Source organism: Brevundimonas sp. AVps23W, from assembly GCF_058681395.1.
Window position 1 is genome coordinate 1,920,418 of sequence record NZ_CM178738.1, and the last position, 17,296, is coordinate 1,937,713.

Sequence of the window (17,296 nt, forward strand, 5' to 3'; positions counted from 1 at the left end):
AGACAGACGGATGCTTCATGCAGGGTGATCGCGATCAGCGTTCGAAGGCCTTCCGGGCGCGGCTTCTCGCCGGCGCGGCGCTGTTCGCCTGTGTCCCGTTCGCCGGAGAGGCTTTCGCCCAGACCGCGCCTGTCACGACTCCCGGGACCGAAGACGGTCTGACCAAGGGCGCCGTCTATGTCGACGCCGCCGCAGCCGGCCGTTCGGGCCACGTCATGACGGCGCACAGCGACGGCGGCGACCGCGTCTATCTGCGCACCGACGGCAATGTGTTGCGTGGCGACGACCTTGCCTATGACCTGTCCAACGGCGCGGCCTCCATCAGCGGCCAGGTCGAGGCGATCTCGGCCGACGGCACGGTCGTCTACGCCAGCCACCTGGAAACCGACCGCGAGCTGAAGGCGGCGGTCGCCGTCGATTTCGCGACCCGGCTGGAAAACGGATCCAGCCTGATGGCGGCGACGGCTGTGCGGCGTAGCGAGAACATCAACGAGTTGAACTACGTCGTCTTCACCCCCTGCCCCATCTGCGACGCCGACGGCCCCAAGACGCCCAGCGTCTCGATCCAGGCCGAAAAAGTGGTGCAGGACGAGGCCTTGCGCGCCGTCATCTATCGTAACGCCATCTTCCGCGTCGGCGGCGTGCCGGTCTTCTACACCCCCTTCTTCGCCCACCCCGACCCGACGGTGGAGCGGGCCTCGGGCCTGCTGGTGCCGATCATAAACTACGACGAGGGGCGCGGCTTCTCGATCGAACAGCCCTATCTCCATGTGGTCTCGCCCTCTGAAGACTGGCTGATCAGCCCCCAGATCAACACCGAAGTGGCGCCCCTGCTGAACCTGCAATGGCGCCGCCGGTTCGCCAACGGTTCGATCATCGCGCGGGGCGGCTACACCTATGAACGGAATTTCGGCGATTTCGATCTGGACGGCGACGGCGACTACGAAAGCAACGTCCGTTTCGGCGACAAGGAACACCGCTCCTATCTGTTGTCCCACGGCGAGTTCGACCCCGATGGACCTTGGCGCTTCGGCTTCACGGCCGAGCGCACCTCGGACAAGACCCTGTTCGACCGCTACGACATTCGCGACCCCTATCAGGACAACGGTCTCTATTACGGCGACCGCCGCCGGCTGATCAGCCAGATCTACGCCGAGCATCAGACCGAGCGGTCCTATGTCTCGGTCGCGGCCTTCTCTATCCAGAGCCTGCGTCTGGACCCCGCCTATGAAGACAACGACTTCCGCGACGCCTCCGGCTTCAAGGTGTTCGAGGACGACAACACCCTGCCGCAGGTCGCCCCCCTGGTCGATGCGCGCTGGGAGCCCGCCGGCCCCGTCCTCGGCGGACGACTGCGGGTCAAGGGGTCCGCCGTGTCCCTGTACCGCGACAGCTTCGTCGGCGCTCCGGTCCTGAACCCCGATATCGTGCCGTCCGATACGACCGGCCTTTCCGGCGTCGACAGCCGCCGCGTGACGGCCCAGGCGGAATGGCGCCGCGTCTTCATCACCGGAGTCGGCCTGCGGATCGAGCCCTTCGTCGATACGCGCCTGGACCTGTATTCCCTGTCGGACCTCCCGCCGATGATGGGAGTGGAAAGCGACGACACCCTCAGCCGAACCCGCGCCAGCGCCGGCGTCGACGTCAGCTACCCGCTGATTCGACGCACCCCTCGCGCGGACATCATCCTCGAGCCGGTCGCCCAGGTGTCGATCTCCAACAAGGCTGACATAGACCCCAGGATTCCCAACGAGGATTCGCAGGTCATCGAACTCGACGAATCTTCGCTGTTCCGCATGGACCGCTTCTCCGGCTACGACCTGGTCGAGGGCGGAGGGCGGATCACGGCCGGCGGCCGGGCGACGATTCGCTGGTCCGAAGGGCGCAGCGCCAGCCTGTTCGTCGGCCGCAGCTACCGCGCCGACGACGAGGACGCCTTCCGCACCACCATTCCCGACAGCGAGACCGGCCAGCTGTACGATCCCACCGGCCTGGCGTCCTCGGCGTCCGACTGGGTGGTTCAGGGCAGTTTCTCGCCGTCCGACCGCATCCGCAGCTGGGGCCACGCCACCTTCGACGGCTCGGGCGACGTTCACCGGGCCGAGGCGGCGGTGGACGGGCGCTGGGGCCGCCGCAACCTGGCGTCGGTCAGCTATATCGTCGATCGCTCCAATCCCCTGTCGGGCGACCAGAATCGTAACTACGAATTCGTCCAGCTGGCGGGCCAGCAGTTCGTCTATGGCAACTGGGGCGTCTCCGTGACGGGCATCGCCGACCTGGAACGCAACGTCATCACACGCCAGGAAGTCGGCCTGCTGTTCGACGACGACTGTTTCCGTGTCGAATTCGGCTATCGCCGCAACAATACCCGCGTTCGGGCCAGCGGCCCTTCAGACGGGATCTATGTACGCCTAAACCTCGCCACTTTCGGAGGTTCAGGTTATGGACAGGGCGAGATGCGTTGAGCATGACGCTTTACGGGGCGCGACCGCCTGCCGGCCTGGCAGATGGACCGCTGTGAGGAATCAGGACGACCAATGGGTTTGATGCGTTATTCGACGGGGGCTGCGCTCGCGGCGGTCCTCCTCGCCGGTTCGGCCCAGGGTCAGACGGCGTCCGCTCCGCAGGCGCCAGCCGCAGGCGCGCCCAATCCGGCGGCCGGCGACGCCCCCGCCGCCGCGCGCCCTGCGCCCCAGTTCGAAATGGCCGACGGCATCGTCGCCACGGTGAATGACAAGATCATCACCGGCTTCGACCTGCGCCAGCAGATGCTGATGCTGATCGCCTCGTCCCAGGTCCAGCCGACCGAGCAGAACCTGCCGGCGATCCAGCAGGCGGCGCTGAACCGCCTGATCGAGGAGCGTCTGAAGGCGCAGGAGATCACCAAGTTTGAAACCCTGAAGGTCACCGATCAGGAGATCGACGAGGAAATCGCCCAGATGGCCCGTCAGGCCGGGGTGACGCCCGCCGCCTATCTGGAGTTCCTGCAACAGGGCGGCATCCAGCCCAACGCCTTCCGCGAGAGCCTGCGTACCGAGATCGGCTGGGGCCAGCTGGTGCCCGGTCGTTTCAACAGCCGCGCCCGTCCCAGCACGCTTCAGGTCGATCAGGAAGTCCGTCGCCTCAATGACGCGGCCGCCCAGCCCCAGTATCTGATCGGCGAAATCTATATCGAGGCCGCCCGCGTCGGCGGTCAGGACGCCGCTATGAACGGCGCCCGCCAGCTGGTGCAGCAGATCATCCAGGGCGCGCCCTTCCAGGCCGTGGCCCAGCAGTTCTCCTCCGCGCCTTCGGCCTCGGCCCGCGTCCCCGGCGACGCCGGCTGGGTGGTCAAGGGCACCGTCCAGCCTGCCCTTCAAACCATCTTCGACCAGCTCCAGGCCGGCCAGCTGTCCAACCCGGTTCCGGTCGATGGCGGCGTCTACATCATCTATATGCGCGACAAGCGCGACGGTGCCGCCACCAGCCTGGTGTCGCTGAAGCAGCTGATGGTCGAACTGCCTGAGGCCGCCTCGGAAGCCGACCTCGCCGCCGCGACCCGTACCCTGGAAGCCATGCGCGACGGCTTGAACTGCGACAACATCCTGTCCCAGTCCCGCGCGACGGCCGGCGTCATCGGGTCCGACCTCGGCGAATCCGACGTCGCCGATCTGGCGCCGCAGTTCCAGCAGTTCGCCCGCACCGGCGAAATCGGTTCGGTCTCCACGCCGATCCGCACCCCGCTGGGCCTGCACCTGGTCGCCGTCTGCGGCCGTCGCGTCGGCGGCCCCGAGGCCCCGAATCGCCAACAGGTCGAGGGCCGCCTGCGGTCCCAAAACCTGGCCGTGCTCGAGCGCCGCTATCTGCGCGACCTGCGCAACGACGCGCTCATCGAGTTCAAATGATCCGGCCTCTGGTCTTGACGCTAGGCGAACCCGCCGGCGTCGGGCCGGAGATCGTGGCCGCCGCCTGGCGGGCGCTCAACACCGAACCCCTGGCCTTCGCCGTCATCGGCGACGCCGCCTTGCTGCGGGAGCAGGGCGTTCCGGTCATCGAGATCAATAGCCCCGCTGACGCGCTTAACCGATTCGCGCGGGCCCTGCCGGTCATCCACCGCCCGCTGCCCGTTGCGGTCGTGGTCGGAACCCCCGATCCCGCCAACGCCTCCGCCGTCGCCGACGGCATCGAAGAGGCCGTCAGCTTCGTCCTGTCCGGCGAAGCCTCGGGTTTGGTCACGGCCCCCATTGCCAAGGCGCCCATGTACGCCTCGGGCTTCCGCTTCCCTGGCCACACCGAATTCATCGCCGAACTGACGGCTGATGCTCCTTACGCAGGCACACGCGGCCCAGTCATGATGCTGACCGCCCGCGACCTGCGCGCCTGCCTGGTCACCATCCACGTCGCCCTGGACCAGGTTCCGGAACTGGTCACGGCCGAGCGCGTCGCCCGCACCGCCCGCGTCGTTCATGAAAGCCTGAAACGCGATTTCGCCATCGCCCGTCCACGCCTGGCCATGGCCGCCCTGAACCCCCACGCGGGCGAAGGCGGCGCCCTGGGGCTTCAGGAGATCGACATCCTGATCCCGGTCGCCCGGCAACTCCGCGCCGAGGGGATCGACATCACCGATCCCAAACCCGCCGACACCCTGTTCCACGACGACGCCCGCGCCACCTATGATGCGGCGATCTGCATGTACCACGACCAGGCCCTCATCCCGGTCAAGACCCTCGACTTCTGGGGCGGTGTGAACGTGTCTCTGGGCCTGCCCGTCATCCGCACCTCGCCCGACCACGGCACCGGTTTCGACATCGCCGGCAAGAACGTCGCCCGCCCCGACAGCCTGATCGCCGCCATTCGTCTGGCATCGGAGATGGCGGCGGCCCGCGCCGCGCGCTAACAGGGCGTGTGACCGACCTTCCCTCCCTCCGCGAAACCCTCGACGCCCACGGCCTCTCGGCCAAGAAGAGCTTCGGCCAGCATTTCCTGCTGGACCTCAATGTGACGCGCAAGATCGTCCGCCTCGCCGGCCCGTTCGAGGGGCGTGCGGTGATAGAGGTTGGCCCCGGCCCCGGCGGCCTGACCCGCGCCCTGCTGGAATCCGACGCCGGCCCTGTGGTCCTGGTCGAAAAGGATCCGCGCTTCATCCCCCTGCTGGCCGAACTGGACGACGGCTCCGGCCGCCTGACCATCGTCGAGGCCGACGCGCTTAAGGTAAAGGAGGCCGATCTGGTCTCCGGCCCCGCCCATCTGGTCTCCAACCTCCCCTACAACGTCGGCACCGCCCTGCTGATCAAATGGCTGACCGGCCCCTGGCTGCCCCACAGCCTGACCCTGATGTTCCAGAAGGAAGTCGCCGAGCGCGTCGCCGCTGCGCCGGGCGAGGACGCCTATGGCCGTCTGGCGGTCATCTCCCAGGCCGTCTGCACCGCCCGCATCGTCATGCACCTGCCCGCCGCCGCCTTCACCCCGCCGCCCAAGGTCGCCTCGGCCGTGGTCCATCTGGTTCCGCTGGACGAGCGCCCGTCGCCCGAACGCCTGAAGAAGCTGGAACGCGTCACCGCCGCCGCCTTCGGCCAGCGCCGCAAGATGCTCCGCTCCAGCCTGAAACAACTCGGCGGGGCCGCCCTGTGCGAGGCCGCCGGCATCGAACCGGACGTCCGGGCCGAGACGGTGGATGTGGCGGGTTTCCTGCGTCTTGCGGACGCCCTGGCCTAATAGGATCCGCTCATCCCGGCGAAAGCCGGGACCCAGATCTTTGGGCGCAAGCTGGGTAAGGCGCGCACGGGTGCTCATCCAACGCGCTGGTGATGCGAAAGCACTGGGTCCCGGCTTTCGCCGGGATGAGCGGATGGATAAGGATTTCCCATGACCGTCGAACCCTTCCGCGCCATCACCGTCAGCCGCCTGGCGCACCAGCTGAAAGCCGAAGGCCGGTCGATCATCCATATGGAGTTCGGCCAGCCCTCGACCGGCGCTCCCGTCGCCGCCATCGCCCGTGCGCACCAGGTGCTGGACGCCGACGGCATGGGCTATTGGGAAAGCCCCGAACTGCGCGCCCGCATCGCCCGCCTGTATCAGGATCGGTATGGCGTCACGGTCGATCCCGCCAACATCCTGCTGACCTGCGGCGCCTCCCCCGCCCTCGTCCTGGCCCTCAGCGCCCGGTTCAAGCCCGGCGACCGCATCGCCCTGGCCCGTCCCGGCTACGTCGCCTACCGCAACAGCCTGCGCGCCCTGCATCTTGAGCCGGTCGAGATCGCCTGCGGTCCCGAGACCCGGTTCCAGCTGACCGCCGCTCAGCTGGAGGCGCTCGATCCCGCCCCCGCCGGCGTCATCATCGCCAGCCCGGCCAATCCCACCGGCACCATCATCCCCGAGCCCGAACTCGCCGCCATCGCCGAAGTCTGCCGCACACGAAACATCGCCATCTTATCGGACGAGATCTACCACGGCCTGTCCTATGTCGGCCCGACCCCGTCGATGCTGCAATTCGCCCCTGACGCCATGGTGATCAACAGCTTCTCCAAATACTGGAGCATGGCCGGCTGGCGGCTGGGCTGGCTGCTGGTTCCCGAGAGCCTGATCGACGCCGCCCGCGCCTATATCGGCAACATGTTCCTGACCCCGCCCAGCCTCAGCCAGCACGCCGGCCTCGTCGCCATGGATGCGGTCGACGAGTTGGAGGGCCATATCCAGACCTACGCCCGCAACCGCGACCTGATGCTGGCGGCCCTGCCGGCCCTCGGCCTGAAGAAGATCGCCCCGCCCGACGGGGCATTCTACATCTGGGCCGACATCGGCCATCTGACAGACGACAGCGTGGCCTTCTGCGAACAACTGCTGCGCGATACCGGCGTCGCCACCGCGCCCGGCGTCGATTTCGATCCCGTCGACGGCCATCGCTTCATCCGCATCAGCTTCGCCGTCTCGACGCCCGAGGTCGAGGCGGCACTGACGCGACTCACGCCCTGGTTCGCGGCGCGCACCCGGCTCTGACCGCCCCTGCAAATCCGCCGATTCGGCAATCGTGGTGCGTACCTAAGCAATCGCCCCTAGATAGAAATTTACCCTCTGGAACCCCTGTTGTGGGATAAGGGGTGCAGTTGAGTAGCGCTGAAGACGACATCGCGTAGGACGCCCCCGCCTGGCGCGATGTCGTTACCGCCCTCAGCCGAAGACGACACCGCGGCGGCATTGTCCCCCCTCCGCCTGCCGCGGTGTCGTTGTTCTTCCCAGATCGATTGACCCAGGCCGGGTCTTTATCAGACCGGCTCGCGCAGCAGGGCGGCCTTGTAGTCCCCGACCCACAGGTTGCGGAAACGACGCGACCGCTCCGCGTGATAGATGTGCGCCAGCTCGGCGTAGGACCGGTCGAAATCCTCGTTGACGATCACATAGTCGAAGGCGTCGCAGTGTTCGATCTCGCCCTTGGCGTTGGCGACGCGGCGCTCGATGACGTCGTCCGAATCCTGAGACCGGGTGATCAGGCGACGACGCAGTTCTTCCAGGCTGGGCGGCAGGATGAACACCCGCACCGCGTCCTCCGGGCATTTCTCGGCCACGTCCCGCGCCCCCTGCCAGTCGATGTCGAACAGCACGTCGCGACCCTCGGCCAGGGCGCGGTCCACGGGCGCGCGCGGACTGCCGTACAGATTGCCGTGAACATCGGCCCATTCCAGGAAGGCGTCGGCGTCGATCAGCTTCTGGAACCGCTCGCGATCGACGAAATTATAGTCGCGCCCATCGACCTCTCCGGGGCGAATCCCGCGCGTCGTCATCGAGACGGAAAGCTCCAGCCCCCCGTGATCCGCCATAAGCCGGCGGCACAGCGACGTCTTGCCCGCGCCCGACGGGCTGGCGACGATCAGGAGGACACCCCGGCGGGGCGTGCGTTCATTCAACATTCTGGACCTGTTCACGCAACTGTTCGATGACGGCCTTCAGCTCGAGGCCGATTCCGGTGAGCGCGGTCGTAGCCGATTTCGAACAGAGGGTGTTGGCCTCGCGCATGAATTCCTGACTCAAAAAGTCGAGCTTCCGTCCCGCCGGCGGCGACGCCATCAACTGACGCGCTGCGCCCACATGGGCCGTCAGCCGGTCCAGCTCCTCGCGCACATCAGCCTTGGCCGCCAGGGCCGCCGCTTCAAGGAAGATTCGGTCCTCCAGACCCGGCGCATCGGGCGCCAGTTCGGCCATGCGGCGGCTGAACCGGTCGCGTATGGCCTCGACCTGGGCCTGGGCCTCGCCCTCGGCCGCCGCCACCAGGGTTTCGATGCGGCTGATGAACTCCAGCAACAGAGGCGCCAGTTGGGCGCCCTCGGCATGGCGAGACCCCTTCAGGGCGTCGAACGCCTCTTCCACCGTCCGCGCTATTGCGGTCTCCAGCACGGCGCGGGCTTCGGGATCATCGACTTCTTCGGGCGTCTCGATGACGCCGCGCAGGGCCAGCAGGCCGTCGGCGGACGGGGGTGTCGCTCCGTCCTCGGCCAGTTCATTGGCCAGGGTCAGATAGCGGGCCAGCACCGCCGCATTGATCGTGACCGCCGCCTCGCCGGCCTCGACCCGCTTGGCGTGGACCCCGACGGTGATCTGGCCACGCGCGAACCGGGCCTGCCCCGCCGTCTTGGCCGCACGATCCAGGGCGTCGAACCCGTTCGGTCCCCGAAACCGGACCTCCAGATTGCGCCCGTTGACCGAGCGCGCCTCGACCGACCAGGTCCAGCCGTGGCCGGCGCCCTCGGCCCGGCCAAAGCCGGTCATTCCTGATATCAGGCTCATCTCAGACCTTGGCTCGCGCCCGCAGGCAGGGTGATGGCGGCTTCATCAGAGGGCGCCGTCATCGGCGCGGCGCTGGCGTCCGGCTCGGCCGGCGTCGGCGCTTCCGGCGGCAGGCCCGCCTTCTGGCGCTCGATCTGACGCCAGCGCGCGACATTGCGCAGATGCTCTTCATAGGTGGCGGCGAACGCGTGGCCGCCCGATCCGTCGGCGACGAAGAACAGAGCCTGGTCCGCCGGCGGGTTCAGCACGGCCGCCAGGGCTTCCTTGCCCGGATTGGCGATCGGCGTCGGCGGAAGGCCGTCGATCTGATAGGTGTTCCAGGCCGTCGGGCGCTGAAGTTCCGACCGGCGAATGCCGCGCCCCAAGGGCCGCCCCTGGGTCAGGCCATAGACGATGGTCGGATCGCTCTCGAGCCGCATCCCCTGGCGCAGTCGGTTGGAAAACACCGCCGCCACGCGCGGACGCTCGGCCGCCAGACCGGTCTCTTTTTCGACGATGGAGGCCAGGATCACCGCCTCCTCGGGATTGCGCACCACGGTTCCCGGCCCGCGCTGGGCCCACAGCAGGCGCAGATTCTCGTTGGCCGCACGCTGCATCCGATCAATCACCGACTGCCGCGTATCGCCGCGCGCGATCTCATAGGTGTCGGGCCACAGGCTGCCTTCATCGGGCGTCACCTCGACCGTCCCGGTCAGCACCGGCTCCTTGGCCAGGATGTCCAGCGCCTGGGCCGAAGACCAGCCTTCCGGCAGGGTCACGAAATGGCGCACCACCCGCCCCTCGACCAGCAGTTTCAGCACCCCGCCCAGCGAGGTTCCCGACGGCACCTCATACTCCCCGGCGCGCAGCTTGCGGTCCGCCCCGGTAAAGGTCGCCGCCGCCTTGAACAGGTCGGTCGAGCGGATCACCCCCGCCGCCTTAAGCTGGGCGGCGATGGCCGAGACCCCGGACCCGCTGGCCAGGGTCACGACCGTCCGGTCTCCCTGACGCGCGCCCGGCCCGGGGCCGTAGTAGACGCCCCAGACGATGGCCAGGGCGGCGATCAGGAACAGGCTGAACGTCGCCGAGGCGGTCAGCAAGGTCACCGTCAGACCCGACCGTCCCCGCCCCTTTTCAACCCGCCCCCGTCCGAACATGTCAGTCGACCTTCTTGAAGATCACCGAGGCGTTGGTGCCCCCGAAGCCGAAACTGTTGGACATGGCGACGTCGATCTTCATCGGCTTGGCCTTGTGCGGGACCAGGTCGATCGGCGTCTCCATTTCCGGGTCGTCCAGATTGATCGTCGGCGGCGCCACCTGATCGCGGATCGCCAGGACGCAGAATGCCGCCTCGATGGCCCCCGCCGCGCCCAGCAGGTGGCCCGTCATCGACTTCGTCGAGCTGACGGCCAGATCCTTGGCGTGATCGCCGGCCAGCCGCTCGATGGCCTTCAGCTCGATCCAGTCGGCCATGGTCGAGGTGCCGTGGGCGTTAACGTAATCCAGGTCCGACGGCTCCATCCCGGCCCGCTTCAGCGCCATCTTCATGGCCCGCAGGCCGCCTTCGCCGTCCTCTGACGGGGCGGTGATGTGATAGGCGTCGCCGCTCATGCCGTAGCCGACGACCTCGGCGTAGATCTTGGCTCCGCGCGCCTTGGCGTGTTCGTATTCCTCCAGCACCAGGATGCCCGCGCCCTCGCCCATGATGAAGCCGGCGTGGCCCCGGTCATAGGGGCGCGACGCCGTCTCCGGCGTGTCGTTATAGGCGGTGCACAGGGCCTTGCAGGCCAGGAAGCCGGCGATGCCGATCGGCACGACCGAGCTTTCCGCCCCGCCCGCCACCATGACATCGGCGTCGTCCAGGGCGATCATCCGCGCCGCATCGCCGATGGCGTGGGCGCCGGTGGCGCAGGCGGTCACCGCCGCGTGGTTCGGACCCTTCAGGCCGTGGCGGATCGAAATCTGCCCGCCTGCCAGGTTGATCAGGGCGCTGGGGATGAAGAAGGGGCTGACGCGGCGCACCCCCTGTTCCTTCAGCACGATGGCCGTCTCGGCGATGGGGCCCAGGCCGCCGATGCCGGAACCGACCATGACCCCGGTGCGTTCCTTGTCTTCGTCCGTCTCGGGCTTCCAGTTCGCGTCGGCCAGCGCCTCGTCCGCCGCTGCTATGGCATACAGGATGAAGTCGTCGACGCGTTTCCTGTCCTTGGCGGACATGATTTTCTCGGGGTCAAAGTCCCCCTCGCCACCGCCGCCGCGTCCATCGACGCTCGGCACTTCGCCGGCGATGGTGCAGCCATAGCCCGTGGTGTCGAACGAGGTGATCGGACCGATGCCCGACCGCCCCTCGACGATACCCTTCCAGCTCTTGTCGACACCCCAACCAAGGGGGGTCAGCAGACCGATGCCCGTAACGACGACGCGGCGCATGGTGCGTGCTCCTTCAACTCCAATCCGGCCCGGGGAATCACTGCGGATTCGCAAGGGTCAGAAACAGTAAAGGCCGCCGGGCGTCTCCGCTAGGAGCGCCGGGCGGCCCTGTGATCTGTCAGCCTTTCGGCCGCCAGTCGGGGGCTGGGATCAGCCGGCCGACTTTTCGTCGATGAACTTGACCGCATCGCCGACCGTCTGGATGTGCTCAGCGGCGTCATCCGGGATCTCGATGTCGAATTCTTCTTCGAAGGCCATCACCAGCTCGACGTTGTCGAGCGAGTCGGCGCCCAGGTCGTCGATGAAGCTGGCCTTTTCCGTGACCTTGTCCGGATCGGCGTCCAGATGGTCGATGACGATCTTGCGAACGCGCTCGAGGGTGTCGGACATGAGTGTCTCTCTGCCTGTTTAAAATCGCCGTAGAGGCGGGGGTAGCTTGTAAATCGCCGTCTCACGGCAACGTCGGTGATGCAAGCTCAATGGCTCGAACCGCCTTCGTGTTCCTGCCCTTTAGCACAGCCGTTCGGGCAGGAAATAGTCTGTAAAGCGTCGTCGCGATGATCAGATCATCGCCATGCCGCCGTTCACGTGCAGGGTCTGGCCCGTGACATAGGCCGCTTCGTCCGACGACAGGTAGACTGCGGCGGCTGCGATCTCGTCGCCCGTGCCCAGCCGGCCCGCCGGAATCCGGCCCAGAATGGTCTCGCGCTGCTGGTCGTTCAGCACATCGGTCATCGGCGAGGCGATGAAGCCCGGCGCGATACAGTTCACCGTAATGCCGCGCGACCCGACTTCCTGCGCCAGCGATTTGGAGAAACCGATCATCCCGGCCTTGGACGCGGAATAATTGGTCTGGCCCGGATTGCCGGTCACGCCGACGACCGAGGTCACGCCGATGATTCGGCCAGAGCGGCGCTTCATCATCCCCTTCACCGCCGCGCGGGTCAGGCGGAAATAGCTCTCCAGATTGATCTGGATGACCGACTGGAAGTCTTCGTCCTTCATCCGCATCAGCAGACCATCCTTGGTGATGCCCGCATTGGCCACCAGGATGTCCAGCGGCGCGCCCGCGGCCGTCTCGGCCGCGCTCACCAGATTATCGACCGACTCGGGATCCGACAGGTTCGCCGTCGCGAAATGCGCCCGCTCCCCCAGTTCCTTGGCCAAATCCGCCAGCACCGCCTCGCGCGTGCCCGACAGCACCACGGTCGCGCCCTGGGCGTGCAGCGCCCGCGCCACCGCCCCGCCGATCCCGCCCGTCGCGCCGGTCACCAGCGCGGTCTTGCCTGCAAGATTGAACATCATGTCCTCCGAAGCACCGCCCCATCAGGCCGATGTCTGTCCAACAATAGAAAACCGCCGCCAACGATCAAACCGATGACGAAGGGTACGAAATGTCCGGGCTTTACGCCCGCATGGCCGCTCACGAACAGGTCCAGCGCCACGCTGACCAGAACGCCTACGACCGCCGACCACCAGCCCACGCTCCTGCGATCCAGCACCAAAAGCGCCGTTGCACAGAGCGCCAAATAGGCCTGCGAAGCCCCAGACACATAGGCTTGCGGCTGCGCCAGCGCTGACGCCAACTGCCCGCAAGCGCCCCCGATCAAGCCCAAGGCCAGTACCGAAGGCCAGTTCATCCGTCGCGTCAACGCCGCCCCGACCAGGCCGATGATGACGGCGTTGAACAGCATATGTGGAAACTTGACGTGCAACCATTGCGACGCCAGCAGCCTCCACCCGTGCTCCACCGTTAAAGTGCGACCTTCGAAGGCCCCATAGGCCGTCAGGTCAATGGAATGCTGACGCGCCCACAGCGGTTGCCCAAGATCGACCGCGACCGCGATCCAGACGAGGACAATGCTCGCCGCCCAGATCCAAAGGATCGCTGAGCCCCGTGTCACGGTTTTTAGACCAGAGCCTTCGCGAAGGCTTCCAACTCTTCCGGCGTGTTCAACGGCAGGCACTCTGCCTCTGGTGCAATCCGTTTGGCCATGCCGGTCAGCACCTTGCCCGAGCCGATCTCGACGAAGCGGGTCGCCCCGCCTTCGCTCGCCATCCACTCCATGCTCTCGCGCCAGCGCACCCGGCCGGTCACCTGTTCGACCAGCAGTCGGCGAATGACTTCCGGATCGCTTTCCGGCCGCGCCAGCACATTGGCCACCACGGGAACCGCCGGCGCCAGGATGGTCGCCGACGCCAGCGCCGCCGCCATCTCGTCCGCCGCCGGCTGCATCAGCGGGCAGTGGAAGGGCGCCGAGACGTTCAGCGGGATCGCCCGCGCGCCCAGTTCCTTGGCCTTTTCGATGGCCCGGTCCACAGCCGCCTTCTCGCCCGAGATGACGATATTGCCGGCGTTGTTGTCGTTGGCGACCACGCAGACGCCCAGTTCGGCGCCCGCCGCCGCAGCAGCCTCGGCCAGGGCCAGATCGGTCTTGGGCCCGATCAGCGAGGCCATAGCCCCCTGCCCCACCGGAACCGCGCGCTGCATGGCCTGGCCGCGCAGCTTCAGCAGCCGCGCCGTATCCGACAGCGAGATCGCCCCCGCCGCCGCCAGGGCCGAATATTCACCGAGCGAGTGACCGGCCACATAGGCCGCCGTCGCCACATCGAACCCGAACTCGACCTTCAGCGCCCGGATCGCCGCCATCGACACCGCCATCAGGGCGGGCTGGGCGTTCTCGGTCAGGGTCAGCTGGTCCTCGGGGCCTTCGCGCATCAGCACCGACAGCTTCTGGCCCAGGGCCTCGTCCACCTCGGCGAAGACCTCGCGGGCGGAGGCGAAGGCGTCGGCCAGTTGCGCGCCCATGCCGACGGCCTGGCTGCCCTGTCCCGGAAACAGAAGTGCGAGGGTCATCGACCGCTCCCTGAATCATTGATCAAGAGCGCGGACCCCTAAGGCCTGACTTCCCTCAGGGCAAGCGGCGGCGCATTCGGCGCCCTACTCCGCCCGTCGCGCCGAGACCTTGATCTGGACATCGATCATCTTCGAGACCCAGTCCCCGGTCGCGTCGGTCTCCATCCCCAGGTTCAGCGCCGTCCGGTCCAGCTCCAGCCGCCCCTGCACCGTCGCGACCCCGCCGGTCTCGCGGAAGCTGAAGGGCAGGACGACGCGCAGGCTCGTGGCCTTGATCCTCAGCGTGCCCCTCGCCTCATACCGATCCCCGCCCAAGGCGCGGAAGCCTGTCGTCTCGAACCGGGCGGTCGGATACTGCTCGGGATCGAACCATTCAGCCCCCTGCAGCGAGCCCTCCTGGGTCGCATCGCCCGTGCGGGCCGAGGCCGTCTGAACCGTAATCACCGCCTTCGAGCCCGCCAGATCGGCCGGGTCGAACCGGACCTGACCGTCCCACCGTTCGAACCGGCCCTTGAAGGCTGCGCCCGACTGGGTTCCGCCGAAAGCGATGCTGGAGGCGGCGCGATCAATGGTCCAGGCGCCGGCCTTCACGGGTTGGGGCGTCGTCTCCTCCACGACCGGTTCGGGCGCCGCGATTTCCGGCGCAGCGGCGATCTCGGGCGCGGGCGTCGAGGCTGGAACGGACGCCTCCGTCCGAGCCGCCTCCACCTCAGGTCTGGCATAGGGCCGCGACGCCACCGCCCCGGCCATGGCCACGACCGCGATCAGGGCCACGCCCACGCCCCGCTCGACCCAGGGCGAAGACGGCGGGGAAACCGTCGTCTCATGCCCCGCCTTCAGAAAAGGAACCATGTGCGCCAGCACCCCGTCGCGGTCGACGAACTGATGCTTCAGCGCCGCCCCGACGTGCAGGACGATCAGGACGACCGCGCCCCAGGCCATGGCCGCGTGCGCCCCCATGGCCTGGAAGGCCAATGCCCGCCGTGCGCCCGCCGCCAGTTCGGCCACGCCCGGCAGATGCGGGATCGGAAACAGGCCGAACCAGCTGGTCGCCACCTCCAGCGCCCGGTCCTGCGCCACGGCCCATCCGGCCGAGACATACAGCCACCCCGTCAGCGGCAGGGCCAGCATCAGGGCGTAGAAGGCCACATGGGTCGCGTTGGCGGCGAACGCCTCCCACCGCTTCATCCCGCCCGGCAGGGCCGGCGGCCGATGCGTCAGCCGCCAGACAATCCGCACCACGGTCAGGGCCAGGATCAGGAAACCGATCGACTTGTGGATCTGAAACACCCGATAGGCCAGGGCCTGGCTGCCCGGCTGTTCGATGGCGGCGGTCATCCACCACCCCATCGGGATCATCGACAGGATACAGACGGCGACGGCCCAGTGCAGGGCGATGGCGACGGCGGAATAGCGACTGGGCGAGGTCATGAACGCCAGATAGAACCAGCCGCGCTCGTTCGCAACAGATACTGTATCTGTTTCCACTCGAGAACGTCGCCAAAGAACGAGATGAACAAATGTTCTTGCTATGTTCCACTTTCTGATCCACCTTCCCTTTCATGAAATCCGCCAAGGGAAGAGGCGCGCGTTCGAATGCGACAGGCCGTTACGAGCCCCAGCAGCATGAATCGTTCGACGACGGCTGGACGCCCGAGGACGCCCAGGCCGCGCCGCTGCGCACCACGCTCACGCCCGAACACGCACGCACCATCATCGCCCGGAATGACAGTCCGGACATAGGCTTCGACCGCTCCATCAACCCGTACAAAGGTTGCGAACATGGCTGTATCTACTGCTACGCCCGTCCGTCCCATGCCTGGATGGGCCTATCCCCGGGCCTGGATTTCGAGAGCCGGATCTTCTTCAAGCCCGAAGGGGCGCGTCTGCTGGAACAGGCCTTCCTCGCCCCCCGATACCGGTGCAAGCGCATCCACATAGGCGGCAATACCGACCCCTATCAGCCGGTGGAACGCGAACTGAAATCGACCCGCTCGATCCTTGAGGTCATGCGTCGGTTCAACCACCCCTTCAGCATCATCACCAAATCAGTGCTGATCGCGCGCGACGCCGATATTCTGGGGCCCATGGGTCAGGCCGGCCTAGCCTCGGCCTTCGTCTCCATCACCACCCTGGATCGGGGCCTGGCCCGCGCCATGGAGCCCCGCGCCTCGACCCCGGCCAAACGGCTGGAGGCCATCAGCCGCCTCGCCGACGCGGGCTGTCCCGTCGGCGTCGGCTTCGCCCCCGTCATTCCCGGCCTGAACGACCACGAACTGGAATCGGTGCTCGAGGCGGCGGCCAAGGCCGGGGCGACGCGAGCCATGTATGTCACCCTGCGCCTGCCGCTGGAGATCAAAGATCTGTTTCGCGAGTGGCTGGCCGACGCCCGCCCCGATCGCGCCGCCCGCGTCATGTCGCTGATCCGCCAGACGCGCGGGGGCAAGGACTACGACGCCGACTGGTCCCAGCGCATGAATGGAACCGGCCCCGTCGCCGAACTGATCGGCGCCCGCTTCAAGGCCGCCGTCAAACGCTACGGCCTGGATGCGCCGCTGCGATTGTTGGACGAAACCCAGTTCCGCGTTCCGGCCGACGCTCGACCGCAGCTGGAGTTGTTCGGCTAAGGCCGCCCAGGTTTCCTAATTCTGAAAACAATCAGCTGCCTTTTCAGACGCTTGAAAGTAAATTCGACAATCAACCCGGCGCCCTGCGGCGCCGTGATAAGATCAAGCCCTGGTCTTTGATATCTCGACGGAACGGATTTGAACGAGATTGCACAGTGCAATTTCGGCGGTAAGTTTTCCCCATTAAAAACAGCGACCTGTCGCAAATTGCACAGATTGCACCCGATTTCATCCGATGTGCAATTTCCTCAGACCTCGTCCGCCGCCGACGGATCGACGGCCCGCGTCACCAGATCCCGCCAGGTCGGGTCGGTGTCGTCGACCAGATCGACGTCCTCCATCAGGGCCACCGCCCCCTCCCCATCCGGCAGGATCAGGCCCAGGATCTCCATCTCTTCGCCGTCCGGCCCCAGATGGCTCTCGGCCTGAACCGCGACCGCCGCCTGTTCGCCGTCCTCCTCCCACCAGATCACCGGCTGGGGCAGGTCCATGGCGATGGGGCGCGGATCGTCGGTCTCGCCCAGGGCGAAGACGGCCCGGCGCGCCTGGACGTCGTCCAGCGTCGCCACCGCCCCGACGAAGGGCGTCAACCGGCTCCAGTCGTCGGCGTCGAATCCGCCGCCGTCTTCCAGCTCATCATCCATAG

16 protein-coding genes are annotated in these 17,296 nt (G+C 67.1%); 6 read left to right on the forward strand and 10 right to left on the reverse strand.

The annotated features are described in order from the left end of the window. Positions 1-17: 17 nt before the first annotated feature. The 5 genes from ACW177_RS09340 (at position 18) to ACW177_RS09360 (ending at position 6,975) form a co-directional block, all read left to right on the forward strand. A complete protein-coding gene (locus ACW177_RS09340; protein ID WP_492025453.1) occupies positions 18-2,465 on the forward strand; it encodes an LPS-assembly protein LptD in 2,448 nt (815 codons plus the stop codon). A gap of 72 nt (positions 2,466-2,537) precedes the next feature. Continuing rightward, positions 2,538-3,884, forward strand: a complete 1,347-nt coding sequence (locus ACW177_RS09345; protein WP_492025454.1) for a peptidylprolyl isomerase — start codon at positions 2,538-2,540, stop codon at positions 3,882-3,884. Continuing rightward, complete coding sequence (gene pdxA / locus ACW177_RS09350) at positions 3,881-4,876, forward strand: 4-hydroxythreonine-4-phosphate dehydrogenase PdxA (protein WP_492025455.1); 996 nt, start codon at positions 3,881-3,883, stop codon at positions 4,874-4,876. Before ACW177_RS09345 ends, pdxA begins: the two co-directional genes overlap by 4 nt. Positions 4,877-4,884: 8 nt before the next feature. After that, entirely contained in the window at positions 4,885-5,694 is an 810-nt protein-coding gene (gene rsmA / locus ACW177_RS09355) for a 16S rRNA (adenine(1518)-N(6)/adenine(1519)-N(6))-dimethyltransferase RsmA (protein WP_492025456.1), read from the forward strand. 150 nt (positions 5,695-5,844) lie between these two features. Further along, positions 5,845-6,975: a pyridoxal phosphate-dependent aminotransferase gene (locus ACW177_RS09360; protein ID WP_492025457.1), complete on the forward strand. Its 1,131-nt coding sequence runs from the start codon at positions 5,845-5,847 to the stop codon at positions 6,973-6,975. Between the two features lie 266 nt (positions 6,976-7,241). Here ACW177_RS09360 and gmk read toward each other — a convergent pair whose 3' ends face one another. From gmk to ACW177_RS09405, 9 genes are all read right to left on the reverse strand, one after another. Then, positions 7,242-7,883 carry a guanylate kinase gene (gene gmk, locus ACW177_RS09365; RefSeq protein ID WP_492025458.1) on the reverse strand — a complete coding sequence of 214 codons (642 nt, stop codon included), beginning with the start codon at positions 7,881-7,883 and terminating at the stop codon, positions 7,242-7,244. After that, entirely contained in the window at positions 7,873-8,757 is an 885-nt protein-coding gene (locus ACW177_RS09370; RefSeq protein WP_492025459.1) for a YicC/YloC family endoribonuclease, read from the reverse strand. The genes gmk and ACW177_RS09370 overlap by 11 nt, the downstream gene beginning before the upstream one ends. Continuing rightward, a complete protein-coding gene (gene mltG / locus ACW177_RS09375) occupies positions 8,754-9,893 on the reverse strand; it encodes an endolytic transglycosylase MltG (RefSeq protein WP_492025460.1) in 1,140 nt (379 codons plus the stop codon). The genes ACW177_RS09370 and mltG overlap by 4 nt, the downstream gene beginning before the upstream one ends. Position 9,894: 1 nt before the next feature. Further along, entirely contained in the window at positions 9,895-11,166 is a 1,272-nt protein-coding gene (fabF, locus tag ACW177_RS09380) for a beta-ketoacyl-ACP synthase II (RefSeq protein WP_492025461.1), read from the reverse strand. Between the two features lie 150 nt (positions 11,167-11,316). Next, positions 11,317-11,556, reverse strand: a complete 240-nt coding sequence (locus ACW177_RS09385) for an acyl carrier protein (protein WP_008264317.1) — start codon at positions 11,554-11,556, stop codon at positions 11,317-11,319. 171 nt (positions 11,557-11,727) lie between these two features. Continuing rightward, on the reverse strand, positions 11,728-12,468 hold the full coding sequence (gene fabG / locus ACW177_RS09390; RefSeq protein ID WP_492025462.1) for a 3-oxoacyl-[acyl-carrier-protein] reductase: 741 nt from the start codon (positions 12,466-12,468) through the stop codon (positions 11,728-11,730). Then, positions 12,468-13,133 (reverse strand): rhomboid family intramembrane serine protease, encoded by a 666-nt coding sequence (locus ACW177_RS09395; protein WP_492025463.1) that lies wholly within the window; start codon positions 13,131-13,133, stop codon positions 12,468-12,470. The genes fabG and ACW177_RS09395 overlap by 1 nt, the downstream gene beginning before the upstream one ends. Beyond that, positions 13,076-14,023, reverse strand: coding sequence for an ACP S-malonyltransferase (fabD, locus tag ACW177_RS09400; protein ID WP_492025464.1), 948 nt, complete (start codon positions 14,021-14,023; stop codon positions 13,076-13,078). The genes ACW177_RS09395 and fabD overlap by 58 nt, the downstream gene beginning before the upstream one ends. Before the next feature lie 84 nt (positions 14,024-14,107). Further along, positions 14,108-15,454, reverse strand: coding sequence for a cytochrome b/b6 domain-containing protein (locus ACW177_RS09405; protein WP_492025465.1), 1,347 nt, complete (start codon positions 15,452-15,454; stop codon positions 14,108-14,110). Positions 15,455-15,585: 131 nt separating this feature from the next. On the opposite strand from ACW177_RS09405, the gene ACW177_RS09410 reads away from it, so the two are divergent. After that, positions 15,586-16,650 carry a PA0069 family radical SAM protein gene (locus ACW177_RS09410; protein ID WP_492025466.1) on the forward strand — a complete coding sequence of 355 codons (1,065 nt, stop codon included), beginning with the start codon at positions 15,586-15,588 and terminating at the stop codon, positions 16,648-16,650. A gap of 248 nt (positions 16,651-16,898) precedes the next feature. On the opposite strand, the gene ACW177_RS09415 is transcribed toward ACW177_RS09410, so the two are convergent. Then, complete coding sequence (locus ACW177_RS09415) at positions 16,899-17,294, reverse strand: hypothetical protein (protein ID WP_492025467.1); 396 nt, start codon at positions 17,292-17,294, stop codon at positions 16,899-16,901. Between the last annotated feature and the right edge of the window lie 2 nt (positions 17,295-17,296).